This is a genomic window from Streptomyces sp. NPDC032198, from assembly GCF_040636975.1.
GTDB lineage: Bacteria > Actinomycetota > Actinomycetes > Streptomycetales > Streptomycetaceae > Streptomyces.
Window position 1 is genome coordinate 1069283 of the sequence record NZ_JBEZVL010000001.1, and the last position, 26071, is coordinate 1095353.

The 26071-nt window shown below is 69.6% G+C and carries 21 protein-coding genes and 2 tRNA genes; 7 read left to right on the forward strand and 16 right to left on the reverse strand.

What is annotated here, in order from left to right:
- Window positions 1-48 precede the first annotated feature (48 nt).
- From AB0E78_RS04830 to AB0E78_RS04845, 4 genes are all read right to left on the reverse strand, one after another.
- Window positions 49-1068, reverse strand: coding sequence for a rod shape-determining protein (locus tag AB0E78_RS04830; protein ID WP_160505014.1), 1020 nt, complete (start codon window positions 1066-1068; stop codon window positions 49-51).
- Between the two features lie 324 nt (window positions 1069-1392).
- The gene (gene ndk / locus AB0E78_RS04835; protein WP_361828263.1) at window positions 1393-1806 is read right to left on the reverse strand and encodes a nucleoside-diphosphate kinase; all 414 of its coding nucleotides are present in this window, start codon (window positions 1804-1806) and stop codon (window positions 1393-1395) included.
- Between the two features lie 134 nt (window positions 1807-1940).
- Window positions 1941-2291: a DUF4233 domain-containing protein gene (locus AB0E78_RS04840; RefSeq protein ID WP_361828266.1), complete on the reverse strand. Its 351-nt coding sequence runs from the start codon at window positions 2289-2291 to the stop codon at window positions 1941-1943.
- A 5-nt stretch (window positions 2292-2296) separates the two neighbouring features.
- A complete protein-coding gene (locus AB0E78_RS04845; protein ID WP_361828269.1) occupies window positions 2297-3823 on the reverse strand; it encodes a folylpolyglutamate synthase/dihydrofolate synthase family protein in 1527 nt (508 codons plus the stop codon).
- Window positions 3824-3956: 133 nt separating this feature from the next.
- On the opposite strand from AB0E78_RS04845, the gene AB0E78_RS04850 reads away from it, so the two are divergent.
- Entirely contained in the window at window positions 3957-4964 is a 1008-nt protein-coding gene (locus AB0E78_RS04850) for a rod shape-determining protein (RefSeq protein ID WP_361828272.1), read from the forward strand.
- Window positions 4965-5332: 368 nt separating this feature from the next.
- Here the strand turns inward: AB0E78_RS04850 and AB0E78_RS04855 are convergent, their stop codons facing one another.
- A complete protein-coding gene (locus AB0E78_RS04855; protein WP_361828275.1) occupies window positions 5333-6493 on the reverse strand; it encodes a histidine kinase in 1161 nt (386 codons plus the stop codon).
- 119 nt (window positions 6494-6612) lie between these two features.
- Here AB0E78_RS04855 and AB0E78_RS04860 point away from each other — a divergent pair, with 119 nt between their 5' ends.
- Window positions 6613-7278: a hypothetical protein gene (locus tag AB0E78_RS04860; protein WP_361828278.1), complete on the forward strand. Its 666-nt coding sequence runs from the start codon at window positions 6613-6615 to the stop codon at window positions 7276-7278.
- Between the two features lie 30 nt (window positions 7279-7308).
- Here AB0E78_RS04860 and AB0E78_RS04865 read toward each other — a convergent pair whose 3' ends face one another.
- Window positions 7309-9960, reverse strand: coding sequence for a valine--tRNA ligase (locus AB0E78_RS04865; protein WP_361828280.1), 2652 nt, complete (start codon window positions 9958-9960; stop codon window positions 7309-7311).
- A 136-nt stretch (window positions 9961-10096) separates the two neighbouring features.
- Between AB0E78_RS04865 and AB0E78_RS04870 the strand changes: the two genes are divergently transcribed.
- Window positions 10097-11041, forward strand: a complete 945-nt coding sequence (locus AB0E78_RS04870) for a hypothetical protein (RefSeq protein WP_361828283.1) — start codon at window positions 10097-10099, stop codon at window positions 11039-11041.
- A 107-nt stretch (window positions 11042-11148) separates the two neighbouring features.
- On the forward strand, window positions 11149-12147 hold the full coding sequence (locus AB0E78_RS04875; protein ID WP_361828286.1) for a hypothetical protein: 999 nt from the start codon (window positions 11149-11151) through the stop codon (window positions 12145-12147).
- An 89-nt stretch (window positions 12148-12236) separates the two neighbouring features.
- Here AB0E78_RS04875 and clpX read toward each other — a convergent pair whose 3' ends face one another.
- The 5 genes from clpX to AB0E78_RS04900 all read right to left on the reverse strand — a co-directional run bounded on the left by clpX (window position 12237) and on the right by AB0E78_RS04900 (window position 17051).
- The gene (gene clpX / locus AB0E78_RS04880; protein ID WP_361828289.1) at window positions 12237-13523 is read right to left on the reverse strand and encodes an ATP-dependent Clp protease ATP-binding subunit ClpX; all 1287 of its coding nucleotides are present in this window, start codon (window positions 13521-13523) and stop codon (window positions 12237-12239) included.
- A 157-nt stretch (window positions 13524-13680) separates the two neighbouring features.
- A complete protein-coding gene (locus AB0E78_RS04885) occupies window positions 13681-14382 on the reverse strand; it encodes an ATP-dependent Clp protease proteolytic subunit (RefSeq protein WP_361828291.1) in 702 nt (233 codons plus the stop codon).
- A 59-nt stretch (window positions 14383-14441) separates the two neighbouring features.
- On the reverse strand, window positions 14442-15047 hold the full coding sequence (locus AB0E78_RS04890; protein WP_361828568.1) for an ATP-dependent Clp protease proteolytic subunit: 606 nt from the start codon (window positions 15045-15047) through the stop codon (window positions 14442-14444).
- 415 nt (window positions 15048-15462) lie between these two features.
- Window positions 15463-16848 (reverse strand): trigger factor, encoded by a 1386-nt coding sequence (gene tig, locus AB0E78_RS04895; RefSeq protein ID WP_361828294.1) that lies wholly within the window; start codon window positions 16846-16848, stop codon window positions 15463-15465.
- Window positions 16849-16974: 126 nt separating this feature from the next.
- Window positions 16975-17051 (reverse strand) — tRNA-Pro (locus AB0E78_RS04900).
- A 159-nt stretch (window positions 17052-17210) separates the two neighbouring features.
- On the opposite strand from AB0E78_RS04900, the gene AB0E78_RS04905 reads away from it, so the two are divergent.
- A tRNA-Gly gene (locus AB0E78_RS04905) sits at window positions 17211-17281 on the forward strand.
- 138 nt (window positions 17282-17419) lie between these two features.
- On the opposite strand, the gene AB0E78_RS04910 is transcribed toward AB0E78_RS04905, so the two are convergent.
- Complete coding sequence (locus AB0E78_RS04910) at window positions 17420-17614, reverse strand: hypothetical protein (RefSeq protein ID WP_361828297.1); 195 nt, start codon at window positions 17612-17614, stop codon at window positions 17420-17422.
- 641 nt (window positions 17615-18255) lie between these two features.
- Between AB0E78_RS04910 and AB0E78_RS04915 the strand changes: the two genes are divergently transcribed.
- A complete protein-coding gene (locus AB0E78_RS04915) occupies window positions 18256-19518 on the forward strand; it encodes an acyltransferase family protein (RefSeq protein ID WP_361828299.1) in 1263 nt (420 codons plus the stop codon).
- A 47-nt stretch (window positions 19519-19565) separates the two neighbouring features.
- Here the strand turns inward: AB0E78_RS04915 and AB0E78_RS04920 are convergent, their stop codons facing one another.
- From AB0E78_RS04920 to AB0E78_RS04930, 3 genes are read right to left on the reverse strand one after another with little or no spacing between them, the layout of a single operon-like run.
- Window positions 19566-20027: an HD domain-containing protein gene (locus tag AB0E78_RS04920; RefSeq protein WP_361828302.1), complete on the reverse strand. Its 462-nt coding sequence runs from the start codon at window positions 20025-20027 to the stop codon at window positions 19566-19568.
- A gap of 10 nt (window positions 20028-20037) precedes the next feature.
- Window positions 20038-22494 carry an FtsX-like permease family protein gene (locus AB0E78_RS04925; RefSeq protein ID WP_361828305.1) on the reverse strand — a complete coding sequence of 819 codons (2457 nt, stop codon included), beginning with the start codon at window positions 22492-22494 and terminating at the stop codon, window positions 20038-20040.
- 43 nt (window positions 22495-22537) lie between these two features.
- Complete coding sequence (locus AB0E78_RS04930) at window positions 22538-23389, reverse strand: ABC transporter ATP-binding protein (RefSeq protein ID WP_361828307.1); 852 nt, start codon at window positions 23387-23389, stop codon at window positions 22538-22540.
- A 273-nt stretch (window positions 23390-23662) separates the two neighbouring features.
- Here AB0E78_RS04930 and AB0E78_RS04935 point away from each other — a divergent pair, with 273 nt between their 5' ends.
- Complete coding sequence (locus AB0E78_RS04935) at window positions 23663-24844, forward strand: cation:proton antiporter (protein ID WP_361828309.1); 1182 nt, start codon at window positions 23663-23665, stop codon at window positions 24842-24844.
- Here AB0E78_RS04935 and AB0E78_RS04940 read toward each other — a convergent pair.
- Window positions 24830-25990 carry a PP2C family protein-serine/threonine phosphatase gene (locus AB0E78_RS04940; RefSeq protein WP_361828312.1) on the reverse strand — a complete coding sequence of 387 codons (1161 nt, stop codon included), beginning with the start codon at window positions 25988-25990 and terminating at the stop codon, window positions 24830-24832. The two genes, AB0E78_RS04935 and AB0E78_RS04940, sit on opposite strands and share 15 nt — an antisense overlap.
- Window positions 25991-26071: the final 81 nt, after the last annotated feature.

The window sequence follows — 26071 nt, forward strand, 5'->3', positions numbered from 1 at the left end:
GACAGGCACTCGTACGGCGGACACCCTTTCAGCGGGTTCGCGCCACCCTCAACGGCGCGGTGATGCGTCGAGGACCTGCTGGAGCGCCTCGAACTCCTCGACGCACTTGCCGGAGCCGAGCGCCACGCTGTCCAGCGGGTCCTCGGCGATGTGGATCGGCATGCCCGTCTCGCGGCGGAGACGCTCGTCGAGGCCGCGCAGCAGGGCGCCGCCTCCCGTGAGAACGATGCCGCGGTCCATCACGTCACCGGAAAGTTCCGGCGGGCACTTGTCGAGGGTCGTCTTGACCGCGTCCACGATCGCGTTGACCGGCTCCTCGATGGCCTTGCGGACCTCGGCGGCGGAGATGACGACGGTCTTGGGCAGCCCGGAAACCAGGTCCCTGCCGCGGATCTCGGTGTGCTCGTCGGCGTCCATGTCGTACGCCGAACCGATGGTGATCTTGATCTGCTCGGCCGTGCGCTCGCCGAGGAGGAGGGAGTACTCCTTCTTGATGTGCTGGATGATCGCGTTGTCCAGCTCGTCGCCCGCGACACGGATCGACTGTGCCGTGACGATTCCGCCGAGCGAGATGACGGCGACCTCGGTGGTGCCGCCGCCGATGTCGACCACCATGTTGCCCGTGGCCTCGTGGACCGGCAGGCCGGAACCGATGGCCGCGGCCATGGGCTCCTCGATGATGTGCACCTGGCGCGCGCCGGCCTGCGAAGAGGCCTCGATGACGGCACGGCGCTCGACTCCGGTGATGCCGGAGGGCACACAGACGACGACACGCGGGCGGGCGAGGTACCGCCGCTTGTGGATCTTCAGGATGAAGTAGCGGAGCATCCGCTCGGTGATCTCGAAGTCGGCGATGACGCCGTCCTTCAGCGGTCGCACGGCAACGATGTTGCCCGGCGTGCGACCGATCATCTTCTTGGCTTCGGCGCCGACAGCGAGGATGCCACCGGTGTTGGTGTTGATCGCGACCACGGACGGTTCGTTGAGAACGATCCCGCGACCCCTGACGTACACCAGCGTGTTGGCGGTCCCGAGGTCGACAGCCATGTCACGGCCGATGAACGACATGTTGTTCCCCATGAGGATGCGTCTGGCCTTCCCTGGAGCTTCTGATGGCTTTTTAGGTAGGCGTGGTGGGTGCTGTGTGGCGTGGAGGCTTCCATCGTAGTCTCGCCTGCACGAACACGGCGCTAGGGTCTTCGCCATTGTCAGCAGATGATGCGCCGCCTCGCCCTTGGAGACGTGCCATCGGAGGCACGGGTTCCCCCAATGGGGGCGCATATGCCAAGGGGCGGCCGGTTTTCCCGGCCACCCCTGGTCAGGGCGGTGCCCTGCTGACTAGGCGTCAGAAGTCTTTACGGAACTCTTTACGCGCGTCTCTGCATACGGACGTCAGACGGCGCTCGGGAAGAAAATCTTCAGCTCGCGCTCGGCGGACTCCTCGGAGTCCGAGGCGTGGATCAGGTTCTCCCGCACGATGGTGCCGAAGTCGCCCCGGATGGAGCCGGGCGCCGCGGCGATCGGGTCGGTCGGACCCGCGAGGGCGCGCACGCCCTCGATGACACGCTCACCCTCGACGACGAGCGCGACGACCGGACCCGAGGACATGAAGTCGACCAGCGGCTCGTAGAAGGGCTTGCCCTTGTGCTCGCCGTAGTGCTGCTCCAGCGTCTCCTGGTCGAGCGAGCGCAGCTCGAGCGCGGAGATCGTCCAGCCCGCCTTGCGCTCGATGCGGCCGATGATCTCGCCGATCAGGCCACGACGGACGGTGTCGGGCTTGAGCAGGACGAGAGTGCGCTGGGTCATGTGCGGCTCCAAGCATTTTTTCTACGAGCGTGTGGGTTGACCGGCACGATACCGGCACCCACTACACCGCGTTACCTCCGACCCCGGAAGCGCTCCCGGCCGGTGGCCGCCCGGCGCCCGCCCCGGCCGAAGGGCTAGGCCCCCGCCCCGGCCTCCGCCTGCGCCGCGAACCTGGCCTTCGCCTCGTCGATCTTCCGCCCGAAGTGCAGGGACGCCCACCACAGCACGGCGAACAGCGCCCCCATGAAGAACATGATCGGCACGACGAAGCCGCTCGCGATGAGCGCGATCTGCAGCGCCCAGCCGAGCTGGACCCCGCCGGGCCTGGTGATCATGCCGCACAGCAGGACGCTGAACAGCATCGCGATGCCGCAGACCGTCCAGACCGTGCCCATCGACAGGTCCGGGTCCTTCATGGCGACCAGACCGGCGAAGCCGATGACGAAGAACTCGCCGATCAGCGTCGAAGCGCAGAGCGTACGCACAGGAGTCAGCCCCTCCCCAGGAGCAGTCGGGCCTCGCCGACCGTGATGACGGAGCCGGTGACCAGGACGCCACCGCCCGCGTACTCGCCCTCTTCCTCGGCGAGGGTGATCGCGGCCTCCAGGGCGTCCGGCAGGCGCGGCTCGACCTGGACGCGGTCGTCGCCGAAGACCTCGACGGCGAGCCCGGCCAGCGTGTCCGCGTCCATCGCCCGGTGGCTGGAGTTCTGGGTGATGACGACCTCGGCGAAGATCGGCTCGAAGGCTTCGAGCAGCCCCTTCATGTCCTTGCCCTCGCTCGCCCCGACCACGCCGATCAGGCGGCTGAAGTCGAAGACCTCGCTGATCGCCTCGGCGGTGGCGCGGGCGCCCGCCGGATTGTGTGCGGCATCCAGGACGACGGTCGGCGAGGTGCGCACGACCTCCAGGCGGCCCGGCGAGGAGACCGAGGCGAAGGCCTTGCGGATGGTGTCGATGTCCAGGGTGTTCGTGTGCTGCGAGCCGATACCGAAGAACGCCTCCACCGCGGCGAGCGCGACGGCCGCGTTGTGCGCCTGGTAGGCGCCGTGCAGGGGCAGGAAGATCTCCTCGTACTCCCCGCCGAGGCCACGCAGGGTCAGGAGCTGGCCGCCGACCGCCATCGAGCGGGAGACGATGCCGAACTCCAGGCCCTCGCGGGCCACGGTCGCGTCGACCTCCACGGCCTTCTTCAGGAGCACCTGCGCCGCGTCCACCGGCTGCTGGGCGAGGATCACCGTCGCGTCCGGCTTGATGATCCCGGCCTTCTCGGCGGCGATCTCGCCCGGCGTGCCGCCCAGGCGGTCGGTGTGGTCCAGGTCGATGGGCGTGACCACGGCGACCGAGCCGTCGATCACGTTCGTCGCGTCCCAGCTGCCGCCCATGCCGACCTCGACGACGGCGACGTCCACGGGGGCGTCCGCGAAGGCCGCGTACGCCATGCCCGTGAGCACCTCGAAGAAGGAGAGCCTGTACTCCTCCTTGGCGTCGACCATCTCCACGTACGGCTTGATGTCGTTGTACGTCTCCACGAAGCGCTCGGCCTCGACGGGGGCGCCGTCCAGGCTGATCCGCTCGGTGATCGACTGGACGTGCGGCGAGGTGTAACGCCCCGTGCGCAGCTCGAAGGCGCTGAACAGGGCCTCGATCATGCGGGCCGTGGACGTCTTGCCGTTCGTGCCGGTGATGTGGATCGAGGGGTACGCGCGCTGAGGCTCGCCCAGGACGTCCATCAGGGCGGAGATCCGGCTGACGGAGGGCTCCAGCTTCGTCTCTCCCCAGCGGCCCGCGAGCTCGGTCTCGACCTCGCGCAGCGCCTTGTCGATCTCCGGGTCGGTGGGGCGGGAGGGGATGTCGCTCTGGGGCGGGCCCGCCTGGGTGCGCAGGGTGCGGCTGCCCGCCTCGATCACGGCGAGGTCGGGGTCACGGTCGGTCTCGGCTTCGACGATCTCTTCGAAACGGTCGTCGCTGTGGTCGCGGTCGGGGTGCTCGCTGTCAGGCGGGGGGAGGTCACTCACGTACGCCAGTCTACGGACGGGGTACGACAGCCGCCGTCGGGACCTGCGCACCGCCGTCCGGGGACTTTGGTCCCGCCCGATTCGGGACTTTGGTCCCGCCGATCCGGTCAGTGGACGGGCAAACTTGGCGATCATGGACATAGGTATCGACCTCGGCACAGCGAACACCCTTCTCTACGTCCGCGGCCAGGGGATCGTGCTCAACGAGCCGTCCGTGGTCGCCGTCAAGGAGGGCGCGCGGACCGCCCTCGCCGTCGGCACGGAGGCCAAGGAGACGATCGGCCGTACTCCGGGCTCCATCACCGCGATCCGCCCCCTGCGGGACGGCGTGATCAGTGACTACGAAGCCGCCGAGGAGATGATCCGGCACTTCGTGCGCAAGGCCGTGCCCGGGCGCCGCCCCCGGACGCGGATGGTGATCTGCGTACCGAGCGGCGTCACGCAGGTCGAACGGCGGGCCATCGTGCACGCGGCGCAGCGGGCGGGGGCCCGCGCCGTGCACCTGGTGGAGGAGCCGATGGCCGCGGCGATCGGGGCGGGGCTTCCGGTGGCGGAGCCGCGGGGTTCGATGGTGGTCGACATCGGCGGCGGCACGACCGAGGTCGCCGTGATCTCGCTGGGCGGGATCGTCACGGCACAGTCGCTGCGGGTGGGCGGTGACCGCCTGGACGAGGCGATCACGACTTTCGTGCGCAAGGAGCACGGTCTCCTCATCGGCGAGCGCACCGCCGAGGACATCAAGGTCGCGATCGGCTCGGCGTGGCCGGTGCCGGGGGACGACGCGCTGGAGTCCCGGACGTTCACCGTGCGCGGACGGGAGAAGGTGCGGGGGCTTCCCAAGACGGTGGAACTGACGGTGCGTGAGGTGCGGGCGGCGCTGGACGAGCCGGTGGAGGCGATCATCGCGGCGGTGCGGACGACGCTGGAGGAGTGCCCGCCGGAGCTGTCCGGCGACGTCATGGAACACGGCATCGTCCTGACGGGCGGCGGCGCACTGCTCCCCGCCCTCGACCTGCGCATGGCATCAGCCACGGGGATCCCGGTGTTCGTGGCGGACGATCCGCTGGACAGTGTGGCGATGGGATGCGGCAAGTGCGTGGAGGACTTCGACGGGCTGGAGCGGGTGATGTCTGCGGCGTAGGGCTTTGGCGGGCGGGCGGTGCCGCCCGCGGGGGCTGCCGGCTGCCCACCCACCGTGTCCGCCCCCCTCACCGCGGGGCAATCAGGCGGGTGGGAGGGAAAGGCCCGTTCGTGGAGGCTGGCGCTGCGGGGTGAACGGGCGGGTGGGTGGGAAAGGCCTGTTCGTGGAGGCTGGCGCTGCGGGATGAACGGGCGGGTGGGAGAGAAAGGCCCGTTCGTGAAGGCTGGCGCTGCGGGGTGAACGGGCGGATGGGTGGGAGAGCTTGTGCGTGCAGGCGGCGCCGCCCGGCAAGCGTCCGGCTTCAGGCCAGCTCCCCGCCGGGCAAGCGTCCGGCTTCAGGCCAAGCTCCCCGCCGGGCAAGTCCAGGCTCAGGCCAAGTCGCCCGCCGGGAGCGTCGCCAGGACCTCGTAGGACCCTGCCCGGGGCCCCGCCCAGAAGCTGCCGCCCACCGTGCGGACCCGCTCGGCCATCCCCGCGGTGCCGGTCCCGGCGGAGACGGGTGACGAGGAAGGGCCCGCCCCGGGCAGCGCGTTGCGCACGCTCACCCGAAGGTGCCCGCCGGCCACCCGCACCCGCACATCCACCCGCTCCCCGGGCGCATGCTTCGCCGCGTTCGTCAGACACTCCTGCACCACGCGGTGCACGGCGGCCTGGCGGAGGGGCGAGAGGCGGTGGGTGGACCCGTCGACCAGGAGGTCGACCGGCGTGCCCGCGCGCTCACTGCGCTCGGCCAGTTCGGGCAGCGCGTCGAGACCCGGCGTGGGCGCCCCGTCCACGCCCCGCCGCACGATGATCTCGTTCAGCATCCGGTGCGCCGACCGCGCCGTCTCCGAGAGCTCCTCGAAGCCGTCCTCGAAGTCGCCTCCCGAGGCCCGCCGCGCGAGCACCTGCGAGCGCACACTCAGCAGCGTCAGCTCGCGGCCCACGAAGTCGTGCACGTCCCGCGCGATACGGGACCGCTCCCGCTGGACCGCGTGCAGCGCGTCCGTCTCGGCCCGCTGCGCCTGCAGCGCACGGACCAGGTCCTGGCGGTTGGCCGCGACGCCGACCCCCGCGGCGAGCACACCGATCGGCACGACCAGGCTGAGGAAGGAGCTCAGGCTGTCCCCGCGGTGCACCGGCCAGCCGGGCAGGGTGAACATCACGTACGCGAAAGCCACATAGCCGAGCACGCCGAACGTACCGGCGGGACGGCCCCGGTACCTGCCCAGGGAGTACAGCGCGAACTGGGCGAGGGTCAGCTCGTGCAGCCAGCCGACGAGCGCGAGCGCCACCGCGTACGTCACCCAGGGCACGGCACGGCGCAGCAGCAGGGAGGCGGCGCCGAGAGTGAGGACCAGGGCGGCGAGGGGGCCGTTGAGGGAGTTGTCCGCCTCGGCGAGGCCGGGGATGTCCAGGCTCATCAGGGCCAGGCAGCTCAGCGCGGTGAGAGCGTCCTGCACCCGGGGCGCACGCGCCCAGCGCCCGGCGTGACGGCGGCCCGCGGCCGCCGCCCCGCGAATCGCCTGGGCGGCGGGCAGGTCGTGCATGGATCCATCATCCAAGGTCTTTCTGCCCGAATCATCAGACTTATGACCTTTATTTCGTGAAGTGTGACACGTCGGCGTGGCGATCCCCGAAAGGCCTTCTCCGGGGGTCAAATCAGACCATGTGGTATGCCCAGAACCCCGGCCGACGGACCCGCCAGCTCCTCGGGGACGGCGCGGTCCTGCTCTGGACCGCGCTGTGGACCGGCGCCGCCGTCGTCGCCTACCGGCTGGCCTGTCTGCTCACCCGCCCCGCACCGGAGGCACCGCCCCCGCCCATCGGCGACCCCTCCCGCCTGCCCCTGGTCGGCGATCGCGTCGACGCCGCGCTGCGGGCCGCCGCGGACATCGCCGGAGCCGGGGACCCGGTGACCGTGCGCGCCGCGGTGATCGTGGGCGCCGTCGCCGTCTTCCTCGTACCCGTCGGTCTCGTGCTCAGCAGCTGGCTCCCCCGCCGTCTGCGCTGGATCCGGCAGGCCGCCGCCGCCCAGGAGCTCGCCGCGAGCTACGACGGCCGCGAGCTGCTCGCCCTGCGCGCCCTGCTGCGGCCCCTGGACGAGGTGGCGCGGACCGCGTACGAACTCCCCGACGCCACCGCGGGCAGCCTCGCCGAGGGCTGGCGCGGCGGCGACCCAGACATCATCGACGCGCTCGCCGAGGCGGAGCTGGTGCGCCTCGGCCTGCACATCGCCGAACAGGACGCGGAGGCCGGGCAGGAGACGGCCCCCGAAAACGCGACAGGGCCCATGGAACCCTGCGGTCCCATGGGCCCTGTCCCCACTGCCTGACTGAACTGTCCGGCTGAACTGCCCGACCGACTAGCCCTGCGGAAGGCCGTCCAGCTGGGCCTGCAGGCGGGCGATGTCGGCGTCCGCCTTGGTGAGGCGGCCACGGATCTTGTCGACCACGTTGTCCGGCGCCTTCGCCAGGAACGCTTCGTTGCCGAGCTTCGCCGTGGCCTGCGCCTTCTCCTTCTCGGCCGCCGCGAGGTCCTTGGCGAGGCGCTTGCGCTCCGCCGCGACGTCGATCGTGCCGGACAGGTCGAGGGCGACCGTGGCGCCCGAGACCGGCAGCGTGGCGGTGGCCGCGAAGCCCTCGCCCTCCGGCTGGAGACGCAGGAGCTGGCGGATGGCCGCCTCGTGCGGGGCGAGCGCCGTGCCGTCCAGGGAGAGCCGGGCCGGGACCTTCTGGCCCGGCTGGAGCCCCTGGTCGGCGCGGAAGCGGCGGACCTCGGTGATGACCTGCTGGAGGGTCTCGATCTCCCGCTCGGCCCCGCTGTCACGGAAGCCGCCCGGTGCGTCAGCACCAGGAACAAGCACAGCGGACGGCCACTCGGCGATCACGAGGGACTCGCGGCCGGTGAGGGTCGTCCAGAGCGTCTCCGTCACGAACGGGACGATCGGGTGGAGCAGGCGCAGCGTCACGTCGAGGACCTCGCCCAGGACACGGCCCGACACCTTCGCGGCCTCGCCGCCGCCCATGAACGTCGTCTTGGACAGCTCGACGTACCAGTCGAAGACCTCGTCCCACGCGAAGTGGAAGAGGGCGTCCGACAGCTTGGCGAACTGGTAGTCGTCGTAGAACGCGTCGACCTCGGCGACCGTCGCGTTCAGGCGGGACAGGATCCAGCGGTCCGTCGCCGAGAGCTGCTCCACGGGCGGGAGTTCGCCCTCGATCGTGGCGCCGTTCATCAGCGCGAAGCGCGTGGCGTTCCAGATCTTGTTGGCGAAGTTCCGCGAGCCCTGGACCCAGTCCTCGCCGATCGGCACGTCGACGCCGGGGTTGGCGCCGCGGGCCAGCGTGAAGCGGACGGCGTCCGACCCGTACTTGTCCATCCAGTCCAGCGGGTTGACCGCGTTGCCGAAGGACTTCGACATCTTCTTGCCGAACTGGTCGCGGACCATGCCGTGCAGCACGATCGTGTGGAACGGCGGGGTGCCGTCCATCGCGTACAGGCCGAACATCATCATCCGGGCGACCCAGAAGAAGAGGATGTCGTAGCCGGTGACCAGGACGGAGTTCGGATAGAACTTCGCCAGGCTCTCGGTCTCCTCGGGCCAGCCGAGCGTGGAGAACGGCCACAGGCCGGACGAGAACCACGTGTCCAGGACGTCGCTGTCCTGGGTCCAGCCCTCGCCGGTGGGCGCCTCGTCGTCGGGTCCGACGCAGACGACCTCGCCGTTCGGCCCGTACCAGACGGGAATCCGGTGGCCCCACCAGAGCTGGCGCGAGATGCACCAGTCGTGGAGGTTGTCGACCCAGTCGAAGTAGCGCTTCTCCATCTCCTGCGGGTGGATGGCGACCTTGCCGTCACGGACCGCGTCACCGGCGGCCTTCGCGAGGGGGCCGACCTTGACCCACCACTGCATCGACAGGCGCGGCTCGATGGTGGTCTTGCAGCGCGAGCAGTGGCCCACGGAGTGGGTGTACGGGCGCTTCTCGGCGACGATGCGGCCCTCGGCGCGCAGGGCGCCGACGATGGCGCTGCGGGCCTCCAGGCGGTCAAGGCCCTGGAAGGGGCCAGGGACCGTGATGACCGCGTGCTCGTCCATGACCGCGATGTTCGGCAGGTCGTGGCGCTGGCCGATCTCGAAGTCGTTCGGGTCGTGCGCCGGGGTCACCTTGACGGCGCCGGTGCCGAACTCGGGGTCGACGTGCTCGTCGGCCACGACGGGGATCGTGCGGTCGGTCAGCGGCAGCTTGATCTGCTTGCCGACCAGGTGCTTGTAGCGCTCGTCGTCGGGGTGGACCGCGACGGCGGTGTCGCCGAGCATCGTCTCGGCACGGGTGGTGGCGACGACGATGGTCTCGTCACCCTCGCCGTACTTCATCGAGACGAGCTCGCCGTCGTCGTCCTGGTACTCGACCTCGATGTCCGAGATCGCCGTCAGACAGCGCGGGCACCAGTTGATGATGCGCTCGGCGCGGTAGATCAGCTCGTCGTCGTAGAGCTTCTTGAAGATGGTCTGGACGGACTGGGAGAGGCCCTCGTCCATCGTGAACCGCTCGCGCGACCAGTCGACGCCGTCGCCGAGGCGGCGCATCTGCCCGGAGATCTGGCCGCCGGACTCGTCCTTCCACTGCCAGACGCGCTCGATGAACTCCTCGCGGCCCAGGTCGTGGCGGGACTTGCCCTCCTTGGCGAGCTCGCGCTCCACGACGTTCTGCGTGGCGATGCCGGCGTGGTCCATACCCGGCTGCCACAGCGTCTCGAAGCCCTGCATGCGCTTGCGGCGGGTGAGGGCGTCGATGAGCGTGTGCTCGAAGGCGTGGCCCAGGTGCAGGGAGCCCGTGACGTTCGGCGGCGGGATGACGACGGTGTACGGGGGCTTCTCGCTCGCCGCGTCGGCGGAGAAGTAGCCGCGTTCTACCCAGCGCTCGTACAGCGTCCCCTCTACCTCGGCCGGCGCGTACTGGGTCGGCAGTTCGGTGATGGGCGCTGAATTCTGCTGCTGAGTGTTCTCGGTCACCGGGCCAGTTTAGAGGTGTCACAGACCCGTCCCGAAACCGGATTCTTGAGTAACGGTTGCGGCCCGGTGCCCCATGGCGCTCCGGCGTCGGTCAGGATGTCGGCATCACATAAGCGTTCGGAGGGGAACCCACGCGATGAGCTACAACCAGCCTGGCCCGTACGGCGGGCAGCAGCCCCAGCAGCCCGGTCCGTACGGGCAGCAGCCGGGTCAGCCTGGCCCCTACGGCCAGCAGCCGCAGGCACCGCAGCCCGGATACGGCTACCCCCAGCAGCCGCCGCAGGGCGTCCCTCCGCAGCAGGGCGGCTACAGCCAGCCGCAGCAGCCGGGTCCGTACGACATGAACCAGCAGGGCGGCCCGTACGGGCAGGTCCCGCCGCCTCCGCCCGCGGGGGGCGGCAGCGGCAAGAAGACCGGCCTCATCATCGGCGCGGTCGTGGCACTCGTCGCGATCGGCGGCGGTGTGTGGTGGTTCACGGCGGGCAAGGACGACAGCTCCTCGTCGGCGGGCAACGCGGCGGTGTCGGACGACGGGGCGCACAAGCTGGTCACGCCCGAGACGGTGCTCTCCGAGTACAAGAAGCAGGCGTCGACCGGTGACGGCTTCAACGACGACGACATGAAGCGGGCCGAGAAGGACGGCGTCAAGAACGGCACGCCCGTCGACGCCGAGTACCAGTCGGGCGACAAGAGCAACCCGCTGGCGCAGAAGATGATCAAGTTCATGGGCGTCTACGGCGAGATCGACAACCCGTCCAAGGTGGTCGACGGGATGTTCGACAAGATGAAGACGGAGTCCGAGAAGGAGGACGCCTCCACCTCCACCGGCAAGCTCATCGGCAGCCCGAAGAGCTTCGACGCGGACGGCGCGGTCCTCAAGTGCCAGGAGACGGAGGTCAAGGGCGGCGGCTCCGGGCCGAAGTCCATCCGCATGCCCGTCTGCATCTGGGGCGACAACAGCACGCTCGGCATCGTGATCCCGGTCGACATGGCGTCCGCCATGACCGGCAAGGGCGCCTCGCTCGGGGACGCCGCGGACACGGCGACGAAGCTCCGCAAGGAAGTCCGCGTCAAGGCCTGACGCCCTGACGGGCGCGACGTCGCGCACAGCAGCCCCGGTCGCTTCGGCCGGGGCTGCTTCCGTCAGGATGTCGGGATCACATAAGCGCACTCAGGGGGAACCCGCACATGAGCTACAACCAGCCCGGTCCGTACGGCGGCCAGCAGCCCCAGCAGCCGGGCCCCTACGGCCAGCAGCCTCAGCAGCCCGGCCCCTACGGTCAGCCGCCGCAGGCACCCCAGCCCGGCTACGGCTACCCGCCGCAGGGCGTGCCGCCGCAGCAGCCGGGTCCTTACGGCCAGCAGCAGGCCCCGTACGGGCAGCAGCCGCAGGCTCCCTACGGGCAGGTCCCGCCGCCGCCTCCGCAGGGCGGCGGCAAGAAGACCGGCGTCATCGTCGCCGCCGTGGTCGCGGTCGTCGCGGTCGCCGTGGGTGGCTACTTCGTCCTCGCGGGCGGTGACGACAAGGGCGGCAGCGGCAAGAAGGGCGGTTCCTCGTCGGTGGCGGGCGGCGGCTCCGGGGTCCAGGACGACGGGCCGCACAAGCTGATCACGCCGGAGACGGTCCTCACCGACTACAAGAAGGGCGAGGACGGCGCCACCGAGAGCGGCATGAGCTCCAGCGACGTCAGGGAAGCCGAGAAGCACGGCGTGAAGAACGCCAAGGACGTAGCGGGCCAGTACCAGTCGGGGTCCAAGGACAACCCGCTGTCGCAGAAGATCCTGCAGTTCAACGGCGTCTACGGCGACATAGCGGACCCGGAGAAGGTCGTGGACGCGATGTTCGGCGAGGCGGAGAAGAACGCCCAGGAAGGCGCCAGCAGCACCAGCAGCGGCGAGAAGATGACGCTGGTCGGCAGCCCCAAGTCGTACAGCCCCGCCGGGCTCGACGGCGCGGTGCTCAAGTGCCAGGAGATGAAGCTCGACTTCGGCTCGTCGACGTCGGCCGGCAGCAGCCAGGGCCCGAGCGAGATGTCGATGGCCACCTGCATCTGGGGTGACAACAGCACGCTCGGCATCGTGATCACCACAGACGTGGCGAACGCGATGGGCGGCAAGAGCGCCGACCTCGACGAGGCCGCGGAGAAGACCGCCAAGTTCCGCAAGGAAGTCCGCGTCAAGCTCTGACGGCAGCGCGGTACAGCACCACATGAGAGGGGCGCCCGGCGATCGAATCGCCGGGCGCCCCTTTCGCGTACGTCACGTAGTCCTGGAAGCTACGCGGACTTCATCTCGCCCGTCCCCGGGCCCCGCGCGTCACGCGGCACCAGGGTCGGGTTCACGTTCGAGTGGACGACGTCCGCCGTGATGACCACGCGGGCCACGTCCTTGCGGGACGGGACCTCGTACATCACCGACTGGAGGACCTCCTCCATGATGGCGCGCAGGCCGCGCGCGCCGGTCTGGCGCAGGATCGCCTGGTCGGCGATGGCCTCGAGCGCCTCGCGCTCGAAGTCCAGCTCCACGCCGTCGAGTTCGAACAGGCGCTGGTACTGCTTCACGAGTGCGTTGCGCGGCTCCACCAGGATCTGGAGCAGGGCCTCGCGGTCCAGGTTGTGGACCGAGGTGATCACGGGGAGGCGGCCGATGAACTCCGGGATCATCCCGAACTTCACCAGGTCCTCCGGCATGATGTCCTCGAACCGGTCCTTCTCCTGCAGCTCGCGCTTGGAGTGGATCGTGGCGCCGAAGCCGATGCCCTTCGCGCCCGCCCGCGACTCGATGATCTTCTCGAGGCCGGCGAAGGCGCCGCCCACGATGAAGAGCACGTTCGTCGTGTCGATCTGGATGAACTCCTGGTGCGGATGCTTGCGGCCGCCCTGCGGGGGCACCGAAGCCGTCGTGCCTTCCAGGATCTTGAGCAGGGCCTGCTGGACGCCTTCTCCCGAGACATCGCGCGTGATCGAAGGGTTCTCGCTCTTGCGGGCGACCTTGTCGATCTCGTCGATGTAGATGATGCCCGTCTCGGCCTTCTTGACGTCGTAGTCAGCGGCCTGGATGAGCTTCAGGAGGATGTTCTCGACGTCCTCGCCGACATAGCCCGCCTCCGTGAGCGCCGTCGCGTCAGCGATGGCGAACGGGACGTTCAGCATGCGGGCGAGCGTCTGCGCGAGCAGCGTCTTGCCGGAACCGGTCGGGCCGAGCAGCAGGATGTTGGACTTCGCGAGTTCGATCGCGTCGTCACGGCCCTGTGCGCCGCCGGTCTCCCCGGCCTGGACCCGCTTGTAGTGGTTGTAGACCGCTACCGAGAGGGCCTTCTTCGCGGGCTCCTGGCCCACGACGTACCCCTCGAGGAACTCGTAGATCTCGCGAGGCTTGGGGAGTTCCTCCCAGCGCACCTCGCTCGTCTCCGCGAGCTCTTCCTCGATGATCTCGTTACAGAGGTCGATGCACTCATCGCAGATGTACACACCGGGACCTGCGATGAGCTTCTTGACCTGCTTCTGACTCTTCCCGCAGAACGAGCACTTGAGCAGATCGCCGCCGTCACCGATGCGTGCCACGAGGTGCTTCCCCTTCGCCTGGGAGACGCCACGTTCAGCGACTCCTGGTGCCTCATATCTGACGGTACCTTGCCCGGCCCCCCGTTCGGGCCCCCCTTGGCACGGTTCACTTTGACGTGAACCGTGCCAGGGAACGGCAGATGCTACAGCCCCTGCGTCAGACGACCGACGAGTTGTTCATCTTCCGAGTGGAGATGATCTGGTCGATCAGGCCGTACGCCAGCGCGTCCTCGGCCGTGAGGATCTTGTCGCGCTCGATGTCGTCGCGGATCTTCTCGATCGGCGTCGTGGAGTGCTTGGCCAGCATCTCCTCGAGCTGCGCGCGCATCCGGAGGATTTCGTTCGCGGCGATCTCCAGGTCGGAGACCTGACCGCGGCCCGTCTCGCTGTAGGGCTGGTGGATCAGTACACGGGCGTTCGGGAGCGCCATGCGCTTGCCCGGCGTACCCGACGCGAGGAGCACGGCGGCGGCCGAGGCGGCCTGGCCCATGCAGACGGTCGAGACGTCCGGCTTCACGAACTGGATCGTGTCGTAGATGGCCGTGAGGGCCGTGAACGAGCCGCCGGGGCTGTTGATGTAGATGGAGATGTCACGGTCCGGGTCCATCGACTCCAGGCACAGGAGCTGCGCCATGACGTCGTTGGCGGACGCGTCGTCGATCTGCACGCCGAGGAAGATCACGCGCTCCTCGAAGAGCTTCGCGTACGGGTCGTACTCGCGCACGCCCTGCGAGGTGCGCTCGACGAAGCGCGGGATGACGTAGCGGGATTCGGCGGAGGGGCCGGTGTACTCGGCGGAGGCGCCGCTGTACTCGGCCTGGGTGCGCTCGTAGAGGCCGCTGCCGGGGTAGTTCTTCATCTCTGTAGGTCTCCTGAGGAGCGTGGGCTGTGTCGGCTTCGGAGGGCTGAGCGGTGGGCTCAGGCTCCGGTGCCGCCGCCGCCCGGCATGCTGGCCGCGTTGGGCATGATGTCGTCGATGAGGCCGTACGCCTTGGCCTCTTCCGGGTCGAACCAGCGGTCACGGTCCGAGTCGTGCGTGACCTGCTCGACGGTCTGACCCGTGTGGAACGCGGTGAGATCGGCCATCTTCTTCTTGGTCAGAAGGAGACGCTCGGCATGGATCTTGATGTCCGACGCGGAGCCCGCGAGTCCCGCGGAGGGCTGGTGGATCAGGATCTCGGCGTTCGGCAGCGCGAAGCGCTTGCCGGGGGTGCCGGCGCTGAGCAGGAACTGGCCCATCGAGGCCGCCATGCCCATCGCGATCGTCACCACGTCGTTCTGGATGTACTGCATGGTGTCGTAGATCGCCATGCCGGCCGTGATGGATCCACCAGGGCTGTTGATGTAAAGGAAAATGTCCTTGTCCGGCTCTGCGGCAAGGAGCAGCAGCTGCGCGGTGATCTTGTTGGCGATGTCGTCGTCCACGGCCTGGCCGAGGAAGATGATCCGCTCGTTGAGCAGCCGGTTGTAGACCTGGTCGCCGAGGCCACCACCGATGGAGGGGTCGCCGGCGGCGGAGGGCATCAGATTCGTCACGTATCCACCTGCTCGTCTTACGACGGCGCCGGGCCGTCTCACGTCTTCTTCTGAGGCTAGGGACCCCGCGTGCTCGCCGCTCCGGGGCGGCTTCGGGGACTCCCCTGCCCTCGTATTCATGGACCCTAACGCTCAGCCCCCTCCGGGGAATCCCGCAAAGGTGACTGTTCGCTGTGAGCGCAGGTTCTGGCGAGGCGCCTCGTCAGGGCCGCCGGGGTGCCCCGTCAGGGGCGCGGGGACTGCACGGCCCGCCCCGGGGCCGCAGGCGCGTCTGCCGCGGCGTGCCCCACGGCGGGTGCGGCTCGTACCTGGTTGCTCGCGCAGTTCCCCGCGCCCCTAAAGCACCGGGCCCCAGGGACTGGTGTCCCTGGGGCCCGGCATGCGCTCAGTGAAGCGAGGCAGCTCAGGCCTCGGTCTTCTCCTCGGCGGAGTCGGACGCCTCGGTCTGCTCACCCTCGGCGGCAGCCGTCTCGTCCTCCTCGTCGTCGAGGTCCACGACCTCGCCGTTCGTGTCCTTGACCGTCGCGGCCTCCACGACGACCGCGAGGGCCTTGCCGCGGGCGACCTCGCCGACCAGCATCGGGACCTGACCGCCTTCGACGACGGCCTGGGCGAACTGGTCGGGGGACATGCCGGAGGACTGCGCGCGACGCATGAGGTGCTCGGTGAGCTCCTCCTGGTTCACGTTCAGCTTCTCCTTGTTGACGAGTTCGTCGAGGACGAACTGCGTCTTGATGCCCTTCTCGGCCTGCTCCTTGGTCTCGGCGTCGAACTCTTCCTCGGTCTTGCCCTGGATCTCCAGGTACTTCGCGAGGTCGAGGCCCATCTGGCCGAGCTGGTGGTTCACCAGGTTGTGCTTGCGGGTCTCGATCTCGTCCGCGAGGAGCTTCTCGGGGACGGGGACCTCGACCAGCTCGAGCAGCTTCTCCAGGACGCGCTCCTGGGCCTGGGTCGCCTGGTCGTACTGCTTCATGTTCTCGAGGCGCTTGCGGCTGTCGGCCTTGACCTCGTCGAGGGTGTCGAACTCCGACGCGAGCTGCGCGAAGTCGTCGTCGAGCTCCGGCAGTTCACGGGCGGCGACCTGGGTGACCTTGACGGTCACCTCGGACTCCTTGCCCGCGGCGGAGCCGCCCTTGAGCTCGGAGGTGAAGGTGGCCTCGCCACCGGCCTCCAGGCCCTTCACGGCCTCGTCGATGCCCTCGAGGAGCTCGCCGGAGCCGATCGTGTACGAGACGCCGGACGCGACGCCGTCCTCCAGGACCTCGCCCTCGACCTTGGCCTCCAGGTCCAGCGTCACGACGTCGCCATCCTCGGCGGCACGCTCGACCGGCGAGGTGGACGCGAAGCGCTCACGGAGCTCCTCGACGGCCTTCTCGACGTCTTCGTCGCTGACCTCGACGGCGTCGACCTCGACCTCGATGCCCGAGTAGTCCGGGATCTCGATCGCGGGACGGATGTCGACCTCAGCGGTGAAGTTGAGGGTCTCGTTGTCCTTCAGCTCGGTGATGTCCACCTCGGGCTGGCCCAGGACGTTGAGCTCGGCCTCGTTCACGGCCTCGGTGTAGAACTTCGGGAGCGCGTCGTTGACGGCCTCTTCGAGGACGGCGCCACGGCCGAACCGCTGGTCGATGACTCGGGCCGGGATCTTGCCCTTGCGGAAGCCCTTCACCGTGACCTGCTGGTTGATCTTCTTGTAGGCCGCGTCGAGGCTTTCCTTGAGCTCCTCGAAGGGCACCTCAACAGTGAGCCGAACCCGGGTCGGGTTCAGGGTCTCCACGGCGCTCTTCACGGTTCGGTCTCCTTGGGGCTGACTTCTTGGGATTGAGCCCGGCTCAGAGACACACGGGCACACAGCTTGCATAGTAACGGCAAGCGGGAGCCGACCCACAATGCGATCTTGTGAGGGAGATCTTGCTGGTCGGGGTGGCGGGATTTGAACCCACGGCCTTCCGCTCCCAAAGCGGACGCGCTACCAAGCTGCGCCACACCCCGTCGGTGCGACACGTAGGGTACATGCCCGCAGGCAGTGCGGCGCCCGCTTAATCGCGAGTACGTACGGGGTGTGCGGAGAGGGCGTCCGACCCGCTACGATGCTTGCCGTGCCGCGGTCGCTGACCAGCAGCGTCCTGGATGGACTGCGGCGCGAGCCATGCGGGTGTAGCTCAATGGTAGAGCCCTAGTCTTCCAAACTAGCTACGCGGGTTCGATTCCCGTCACCCGCTCTCTGTGGCCTCAGGCCCGGTTCCTCGGAACCGGGCCTGAGGCATTTTCGCGTTCCGCCGCCCGTGCCCTCTCTGGGTGACCCCACCTGCACGGCAGTGCGCACACAGCCGCGTACGCACTGCCGCCGTGGGTGCCGCTCAGAAGCTGATCGAGTTGATGGTCTCGGCCACCTGGTTGAGGAAGCGGTTTATGGAGGGGGCCATTCCGGTTGAGGCGAGGAAGAACCCGAAGAGCACCGCGACGATGGCGGGCCCCGCTTTGATCGATCCACCGCGGATCAGCACGATGAGGATGATCGCCAACAGCAACACCACTGACAGCGAAATGGCCACACTGATCACACCCTAGGTCGGTCTCTCCCCGGCCCGGGGGGTACGACCCCGCACACCCCCGCCAGGACCATCGTGCCACCAACGCGCCTTCCGTATGCGGCAGGTGACACATCGTCGGCCAAGGCCTCCGGCGCCCGGCGGTGGACCCGGCGCGCGCGTCCACCCTTGGGGCACATGAACCCCGCACCCCCGCACGGCAATTCGAAGCCCGCGCGTGGCCACTAATTCGGCTTGATCGTTTCCATCGCCACACAACTCGTTCGCCAGAAATTCGAATTGTTGCCGGGCGCACATCATCGGTTCCACAAAGAACCAATCAATCGGACATTTCACCAGAGTCGCCTGCGGGCGTTATGCAACGTTTAAGGGGGATGAGTTGTGACGTACCGGACATTCATCCTGTCGTATCGACGGTGAATCGACCGTGACAGGAGGTAAATCCCCCTGTCCACTCCGATGATTTCTGGGTACTCGGACCTCAATAGCCCTGGTCCGTCTGTGATTGAGCTGACAGGCGAGTTGGGGGTTTTACGAATACACACAAGCGACGCTAGGGTGCCTCAGATGTTCCACGCTGCCACCATCCCCGCAAGCGCAGTGCGGTCCAGGATCGTCTCACCGAGCTCTTGGTGGGAGGGCCTGTGACGAACTCGGTTCAACCGCACGGCCGCCACCGGGCGCCGCTCCCCCCGGCACACGTGCCCGCGGACGGAGTTCCAGGCCCCCGCGCCCCCCAGTCCACCATGGCCGCGACCGTTCCCCACGCCCCGGCCGGCCCCATCGCTCGCCCCGGCTCGACGAGCCCCTCCGGCCCCACGGGCCACTCCGCTCCCACGGGCAGACCCGCATCCACGGGTCAACCCGCAAAGCAGCGCGACGCGTTCTTCGACAACGCCAAGTACCTGGCGATCGTCCTGGTCGCGATGGCGCACTCCTGGGAGCCGCTGACCGACGGGAGTCGCAGCGCGGAAGCGCTGTACATGACCGTCTACACGTTCCACATGCCGGCGTTCATCCTGATCTCCGGCTACTTCTCACGCAGCTTCGACATGCGGTCCGACCGGCTCAAGCGCCTGGTGACCGGCGTCGCCGTGCCGTACGTCATCTTCGAGGTGGCGTACACCCTCTTCAAGCGCTACGCGGACAACGATCCGACGCAGCCGATCAGTCTGCTCGACCCCTGGTACCTCACCTGGTTCCTGGTCGCGCTCTTCGTCTGGCGGCTGACGACCCCGCTGTGGAAACTGGTCCGCTGGCCGATTCCGCTCGCGCTCGGTGTCGCGGTGCTCGCCTCGGTCTCGCCGGACATCGGTGACGACCTCGATCTGCAGCGCGTGCTGCAGTTCCTGCCGTTCTTCGTGCTCGGCCTCTTCTTGAAGCCCGAGCACTTCCAGCTCGTGCGGCGCCGTGAGGTGCGGCTGCTCTCCATCCCGATCTTCGCGAGCGCGCTGCTCCTCGCGTACTGGGCCGCTCCCCGTATGACGTCGGCCTGGTTCTACCGCCGGGACAGCGCACAGGAGTTGGGTGCGCCGTGGTGGGCCGGTGTCGTGATGACGCTGGCGCTGTTCGGCTGCTCGGCCATCCTGACCGCGTGCTTCTTCGCGTGGGTTCCGCGCCGGAAGATGTGGTTCACGGTGCTCGGCGCGGGCACGCTGTACGGCTACCTGCTGCACGGCTTCCTCGCCAAGGGCTCGCGTTTCTGGGGCTGGTTCGACAACTACGAGTGGATGCACACGCCGGTCGGTCAGGTGATCGTGACGCTGGTGGCCGCGGCTGTGGTGACGCTTCTCTGTACGCCTCCGGTGCAGCGGATGTTCCGCTTCGCCATGGAGCCGAAGATGGAGTGGGCGTTCAAGCGGGATGCCGCGGCGCTGGCCCGGGAGCGGGCCAAGTCCTCTTCGTAGCCGGTTCATGTTCGTAGCCGGTTCAACACCGGGTCACCGGGCGGGGTTCAGCCCGGTGACCCGATGCCCAACAGGGCGCGCATGTTGGCGTACTTGGCCGTGAGGCGAGTGCGGGTCGGCCCGTCCAGCTCTGCCAGACGGGCCGGATTCGCGTTGTGGGCCAGGTCCGCCTCCTTGACCAGGCGGGCACCGGGGGTCGCGAGGATGCGCCGGGCGTACGTCTCCGGCTCCTCCCCCGGGTGCTTCGTCAGGGCCCGGACGATGTCCTTCGTGTACGGGGTCAGGGCCGCTGTCTCCAGCCACCGCTCGCTCAGGGCGTGGTCCTCGATCGCGTCGTGCAGCCAGGCCGCGGCGATCTGTTCCGGTGAGCCGCCCCGGGACCGCACGCCGTCCGCCACGGCCCGCAGATGCTCCGTGTAGGGGCGGCCCGCCTTGTCCCGCTGGGTGGCGTGCGCCTCGCGGGCGATGGCTTCCACTTCCGCGAGGGGCAGCGTGTCGCTGGGGTTCATGCGGACATTCTTACGTCCTCGGCTCCTTCAGTGCCGCCCTCGCCGGCAGCGCCGTGGCCGCGAGGCCGAGGGCCAGGGTCGCCGCCACGAACGATCCGTACAGCAGCGGCGGGATGTACGGCGGCTCCCCCGTCAGGCCGTTCATCATGGGGACCAGCGTGGCCAGTGCGATCGCCGAGCCGATCACGATGCCCGCGCAAGCGACCAGGAGCGCCTCCCACCGGACCATCACCATCACCTGGCGCCGGGTCGAGCCGATCAGGCGCAGCGTGCCGAGTTCACGACGGCGGTCAAGGACCGTCATCACCAGGGTGTTGACCGCGGCGATCGCCGCGAATCCGCCGAGGACGGCCGCCATCACCGCGTTCGCCCAGGCGTTGACCGCACGGTCCGTGGACTGGGCGGTGGCGTAGCCGTCGCGGTCCCGGAGGGCGCCGAGCGCGCTGAGGTCTCGCGGGGCCTTGCCCTTCGTCCAGATCTCCGAGGAGAAGGACGAGGTCACGTGCTGCTTCAGGTCCGCCGCGGGGAGCGTGACCTGGGAGAGGCCAAGACCCCGGTCGTACGTGGCCACCACCTTGGGAGACGCCTTCGTGCCGTCGGGCATGCGCAGGGCGAGGCGCTCGCCGGTCTTCACGTGCGCGGACTCCGCGAGCTTCGCGTCGACGGCGATCTCCCCCTTGCCGAACGAGGCCATCGTGCCCGTCCTGACGCCCAGGTCCTGGACCCTGGCCAGGTCACGGGACGAGCCCGTCACGCCCTGCGTCGACGCCGACTCCAGCCAGCGGTCGCCGCCCGAGCCCAGCGGCACCAGGACGGAGGTCTTGAGGAGGCCCACGGCCGAGGTGACTCCCGGAGCCTGCCCGGCCTTCGTCACCCCGTCGGCGGTGACTCCCGCACCCGAGGCGGAGACGATGTGGTCCGCGGTGATGCCGTCGCGCTGCTGGTCGGACGCCACCCGTTCCTCGCTGGTGTGCATGAAGACGAGGGTCGATGAGAACGCCATCGCGAGCACGATGGGGGTGATCGCCGAGGCCAGACGGCGGGCGTTCGTACGGGAGTTGGCCGCCGCGAGCGAGGCGGACGGGCCCGCGCCGCGCAGCGGGAGTCCGAACAGGGCCGCGCAGCCGCGGGCGACCAGCGGGCCGAGCAGGGCCACGGCGAGCATGAACAGCATGACGATGCCGAGCGCCACGTTGGCCGCGTCGTCACCGGTCAGGGAGGAGGCGATCCCGGCGAGCACACAGCCGCCGACGGCCGCCGCGATCCCCAGCGGCGTACGGATCCAGCCGAAGCGCAGGCGTTCCACGGAGGATTCGCTCAGCGCCTGGCCCGGCCTGATGCGGGAGGGGCGGCGGGCCGCCGCGTAGCCGGAGACCAGGGCGGTGACCACGGCGACGCCGACGGCCGAGACGAGCGGGATGAACGAGACCGAGAGGTCCAGGGCCTCGGGGATCGCACCCTTGTCCTTCAGTTGGCCGAACCACCAGCGGGCGAGGCCGATTCCGGGCAGCACGCCGACCGCTCCCGCGAGGGGCGCGACGAGCAGGGACTCCGTGGCGATGGTGCGGCGGATCTGCCGGGGCGTCGTGCCGATGGCCCGAAGCAGCGCGTACTCACGGGCACGCTGGCCGACGGAGAGCGCCACGGTGCCGGCGGCGGTGAACATGGCGACCAGGGCGGCGATCCCGCCGAAGGAGCCGCCGAGACCGGTGAGCATCTCCTGGGCATAGGCGAGTTCGGAGCCCTCGGCCTCGCTGCGGTCGTCACCGGTGTGGACGTCGGCCTTCTTGCCGACGGCGTGCGCCACCTGGGACGTGAGGGCGGCGGCCGTGACGCCGTCCTTGGGCAGGACGGCGATGGCGTCGACGCGGCCCGGGTGGCCGGAGAGGCGTACGGCATCGGAGTCGGTGAACCAGGCGGTGGGCGCGCCCTGTTGGCCTCGTACGGTGCCGGAGATCCGGAAGTCGCGCGGTCCGTCCGCCGTGGTCAGCGTGGTGTGCTCGCCGACGGACGCGCCGGGTGCGGCGAGGACGACCTCGCCCGCATGCGGGGCGCGGCCCGCGGTCAGCTTCTCGCCGGTGAAGGCGGTGGAGCCCCAGCCGTGCGCGGTGACGCTCTTGCCGCCGGACTGCACCGGGAAGGTGACGTCCGCGACGGCGGTGCGCGCTCCGGGCACTGAACCGGCCTTCGCCACCAGGGAGTCGTCGATCCGGGCGCGGTCGGGCAGCGGGGTGTTCGACTCGGAGCGGCTGTCGCCGCTGCCCGTGACGAAGTGGGCCGTCTGGGACGCGGCGGCCACCACGGGGGCGCCCGCGTACCGGGTGGGCGGCACCGAGGCGCGCACCCCTGTCTCCAGGAGGATGCCGCAGGCGGACACGATCAGCGCGGCCATCATCAGGGCGACGAACGTGCCCACGAAGGCTGCGGGCTTGAAACGGATCGCGGCGCGGGCGAGGCCGTTGGGCATCAGGGTTCTCCGGAGTCGGTGAAGGGGCGGGGCACGAGTGCGGCTAGGCCGCCGCTGTCGCGTACGCCGGTGCGGTGAGCGTCGTCATGCGGGCCGCGATCTGTGCCGCGGATGCCCTCTCCAGGCGGTCCACGATCGCGCCGTCGGCGAGGAAGAGCACCCGGTCCGCGTAGGCCGCGGCGGCGGGGTCGTGGGTGACCATGACGACCGTGGCGCCCATGCCGTCGACGGCCGAGCGGAGCAGGGTGAGGATCTCGGCGGCCGTGGTGGTGTCCAGGGCGCCGGTCGGCTCATCGGCGAAGATCACGTCCGGGTTCGTGACCAGGGCGCGGGCGATCGCGACGCGCTGCTGCTGCCCACCGGAGAGCTCGCCGGGGCGGCGCTTGTGCTTGTCGCCGCCGAGGCCGACGCGCTGGAGCAGGTCGGCGGCCCTGCGGCGGTCGGGGCGGTGGCCCGCGAGGCGCATCGGCAGGACGACGTTCTGCTCGACGGTCAGCGAGGGAAGCAGGTTGAACGCCTGGAAGACGAAGCCGAGGCGGGTGCGGCGCAGGGCGGTCAGCTTGTTCTCGCTCATGGACGTGATCTCCGTGCCGCCCAGGTGCACCGTGCCCTCGGTGGGCCTGTCGAGTCCGGCCGCGCACTGCAGGAAGGTGGACTTGCCGGAGCCCGAGGGGCCCATGACGGCGGTGAAGCTGCCGCGCTCCAGGGCGAGGTCGATGCCGCTGAGGGCGTGCACGGCGCCGGAGCCCCTGCCGTACCTGCGGCGCACGCCGCGCAGTTCGACGGCCCGGTCGGAGCCGCGGGGTGCCTCGCCGGGCATCGGGGGCATCGGCGGCACGGGGGATCCCCCGGACCCCTCGCCCGCTTCGGATCGCTTCTTGCGCCGCAGCCCCATGACCGATTCCGCCTTCCGTAGGTGATGCCTCGAACGTACGGATTCGGGGGCTCTGTGGACCATGAGGTTCCCCGGCGAATCGGGGGTGGGGGTATCCCCCGCAGCGAGGGGATGTCCGCCCCACACATCCGCCCCACGGGGGCGCCGCCACATCGTTTGGTAAGCTAACTATTGACGCGTTCTTGACGCTCCCTTTGCCATTCATGTGCGGTGGGTGCGTCGCAGACCACCAGGAGGAACGGGCCCATCGGACACGCAGACACCCTGATAGCCATGGGCGGCGCCTTTCTCGCCGCCGCCGTGCTCGCCCGCGTGGGCGGCCGCATCGGACTCCCCACCATTCCGCTCTTCATCCTGGCCGGGATCCTCCTCGGCCCTCACACTCCCGGCGTGGTCCTGCTCTCCGACCCCCACGACCTGGAGATGCTCTCGGCGCTCGGCCTGGTGCTGCTGCTCTTCTACCTGGGCCTCGAGTTCCACATGGACGACCTCAAGACGGGCGGCCGCAAGATGGCCCTCGCCGGAGGGACGTATCTCGCGCTGAACGTCGGCGCGGGCCTCGGCTTCGGATTCGCCCTCGGCTGGGGCACCTCCGAGGCTCTGGTCCTCGCCGGAGTGCTCGGCATCTCGTCGTCGGCGATCGTCACCAAGGTGCTCGTCGACACCGGCAGGCTCGGCAACCCGGAGACCAAGCCGATCCTCGGCATCATCGTCGTCGAGGACATCTTCCTGGCGCTCTACCTCGCGGCGCTGCAACCCGTCCTGTCCGGCGCCGACAGCCTCGCGGCGGCCGTCATGGACGGCGGCAAGGCGTTCGGCTTCCTGCTGCTGCTCGCCCTCGTGGCGCGCTTCGGCACGAAGGTCGTGGGGCGGCTCATGGACACCCGGGACGACGAGCTGCTCGTCATCTCCTTCCTCGGGGCCGCGGTCTTCGTCGCCGGGGTCTCGGAGTGGTTCGGGGTCGCGGACGCGATCGGCGCCTTCATGGTCGGTCTGATGGTGGGCAGCACGGCGTCCGGCGAGCGCGTCCGCAAGCTCGTGCACCCGCTGCGGGACGCGTTCGGGGCGATCTTCTTCTTCGGCTTCGGTCTCTCCATCGACCCGGGCGACCTGCCCATGGTGCTCTGGCCGGTGCTCGCCGCCGTGGCGGTGACGCTGCTCATGAACGTCCTCGCCGGACTCGGTGCGGCGCGGATCTACGGCTTCGGGGCGGGCCCCGCGGCGAACATCTCCACCACCCTGCTCGCGCGCGGCGAGTTCGCCCTGATCCTGGCGACCATGGCGGCCACCGCGGGCCTCGACGAACGGCTCTCCCCGTTCATCGCCGGGTACGTGCTGCTGCTCGCGGTGCTCGGACCGCTGGCGGCGGGACGCTCGCAGTGGCTGGCCCGGATCCTGCCGGGCGGGCGCGATCCCCTACCGGAGCCGGAGCCCGAGCTGTCAGGCGCTCGCTGACGGCTCCCGGCAGATCAGGAGCAGCGCCCGGTCGTCGTTGACGTCCTTCGCGACCGCCTCGATCAGATGCCACGCGGCGCCGTGGAAGCCGCCCGCCACATAGCGGTCGGCTTCCCCGGTGAGGCGGTCGATGCCCTCGCTGATGTCGCGTTCGGAGGTCTCGACGAGTCCGTCCGTGAACAGCATCAGGACGTCGCCGGGACGCAGGGAGCCCTTCACCGGGTCGAACTGCGCCCCGTCGTACACCCCAAGGAGCGGTCCCTCGGCGGCCTTCTGCTCCCAGCGGCCGCTGCCCGCGCTCAGCTGGAGGCCCGGCGGGTGGCCCGCCGTGAAGAGTTCGTAGTCGCCGCTCTCCAGGTCGAGGACCAGATGGATCGAGGTCGCGAAGCCCTCGTCCCAGTCCTGGCGCAGGAGGTAGCCGTTGGCCGCGGTCAGGAACGCGTGCGGCGGGAGCGAGCCGAGCAGTCCGCCGAAGGCTCCCGACAGGAGCAGGGCGCGGGAGCCCGCGTCCATGCCCTTGCCGGAGACGTCCGTGAGGACGACCTCCAGGGTGCGGCCGCCGTTCGTGCGGGCCGCGACCACGAAGTCCCCGGAGAACGACTGGCCGCCGGCGGGCCGCAGGGCCATCTCCCGGTGCCAGCCGCGAGGAAGCTTCGGCAGCTTGCTCTGTACGCGGATGCGTTCGCGCAGGTCGAAGAGCATCGTTCCGCCGCCGCGCCACGGCACGCCGACCCGGCTGCGGAACTGGGCGATGATCAGCCCGAAGAATCCGCAGGCCGCGACGACCAGGACCACGCCGGGCGTGACCCGCGAGGGCCCTTGTGTGTACGGGCCGAGCTGGACGGACTCCACGATGAGCGCGGCGGCGGCCGTCGCGTACAGGCCGAGCAGGCTGGAGGGCCGCAGGAGCAGGCCGCCGGCCACGATGGGCAGGACGAGCGCGGAGGGCGCGAACCACACGTTGTTGACGATGGTGAAGAAGGTGATCACCGGGATGGTGACGAGCAGGCCCGCGAGCGCGACCCAGTCCGAGCCGTCGCCCCTGAAGTAGTCGACCCCGGATTTGCGCAGCCCTATGCGAGCCCGGTGGATCCGCTTCTTCATCCGGGCTGTAAACGTCTCGGCTTCCGCTCGCCTGCCTGCCATTGCTCCCGGACCCTATCCACCGGGCCAGGCACTTCGCACGGGAGGTGCCTGTTGTCCCCCGACAGGGGCATGCTGTCAGCT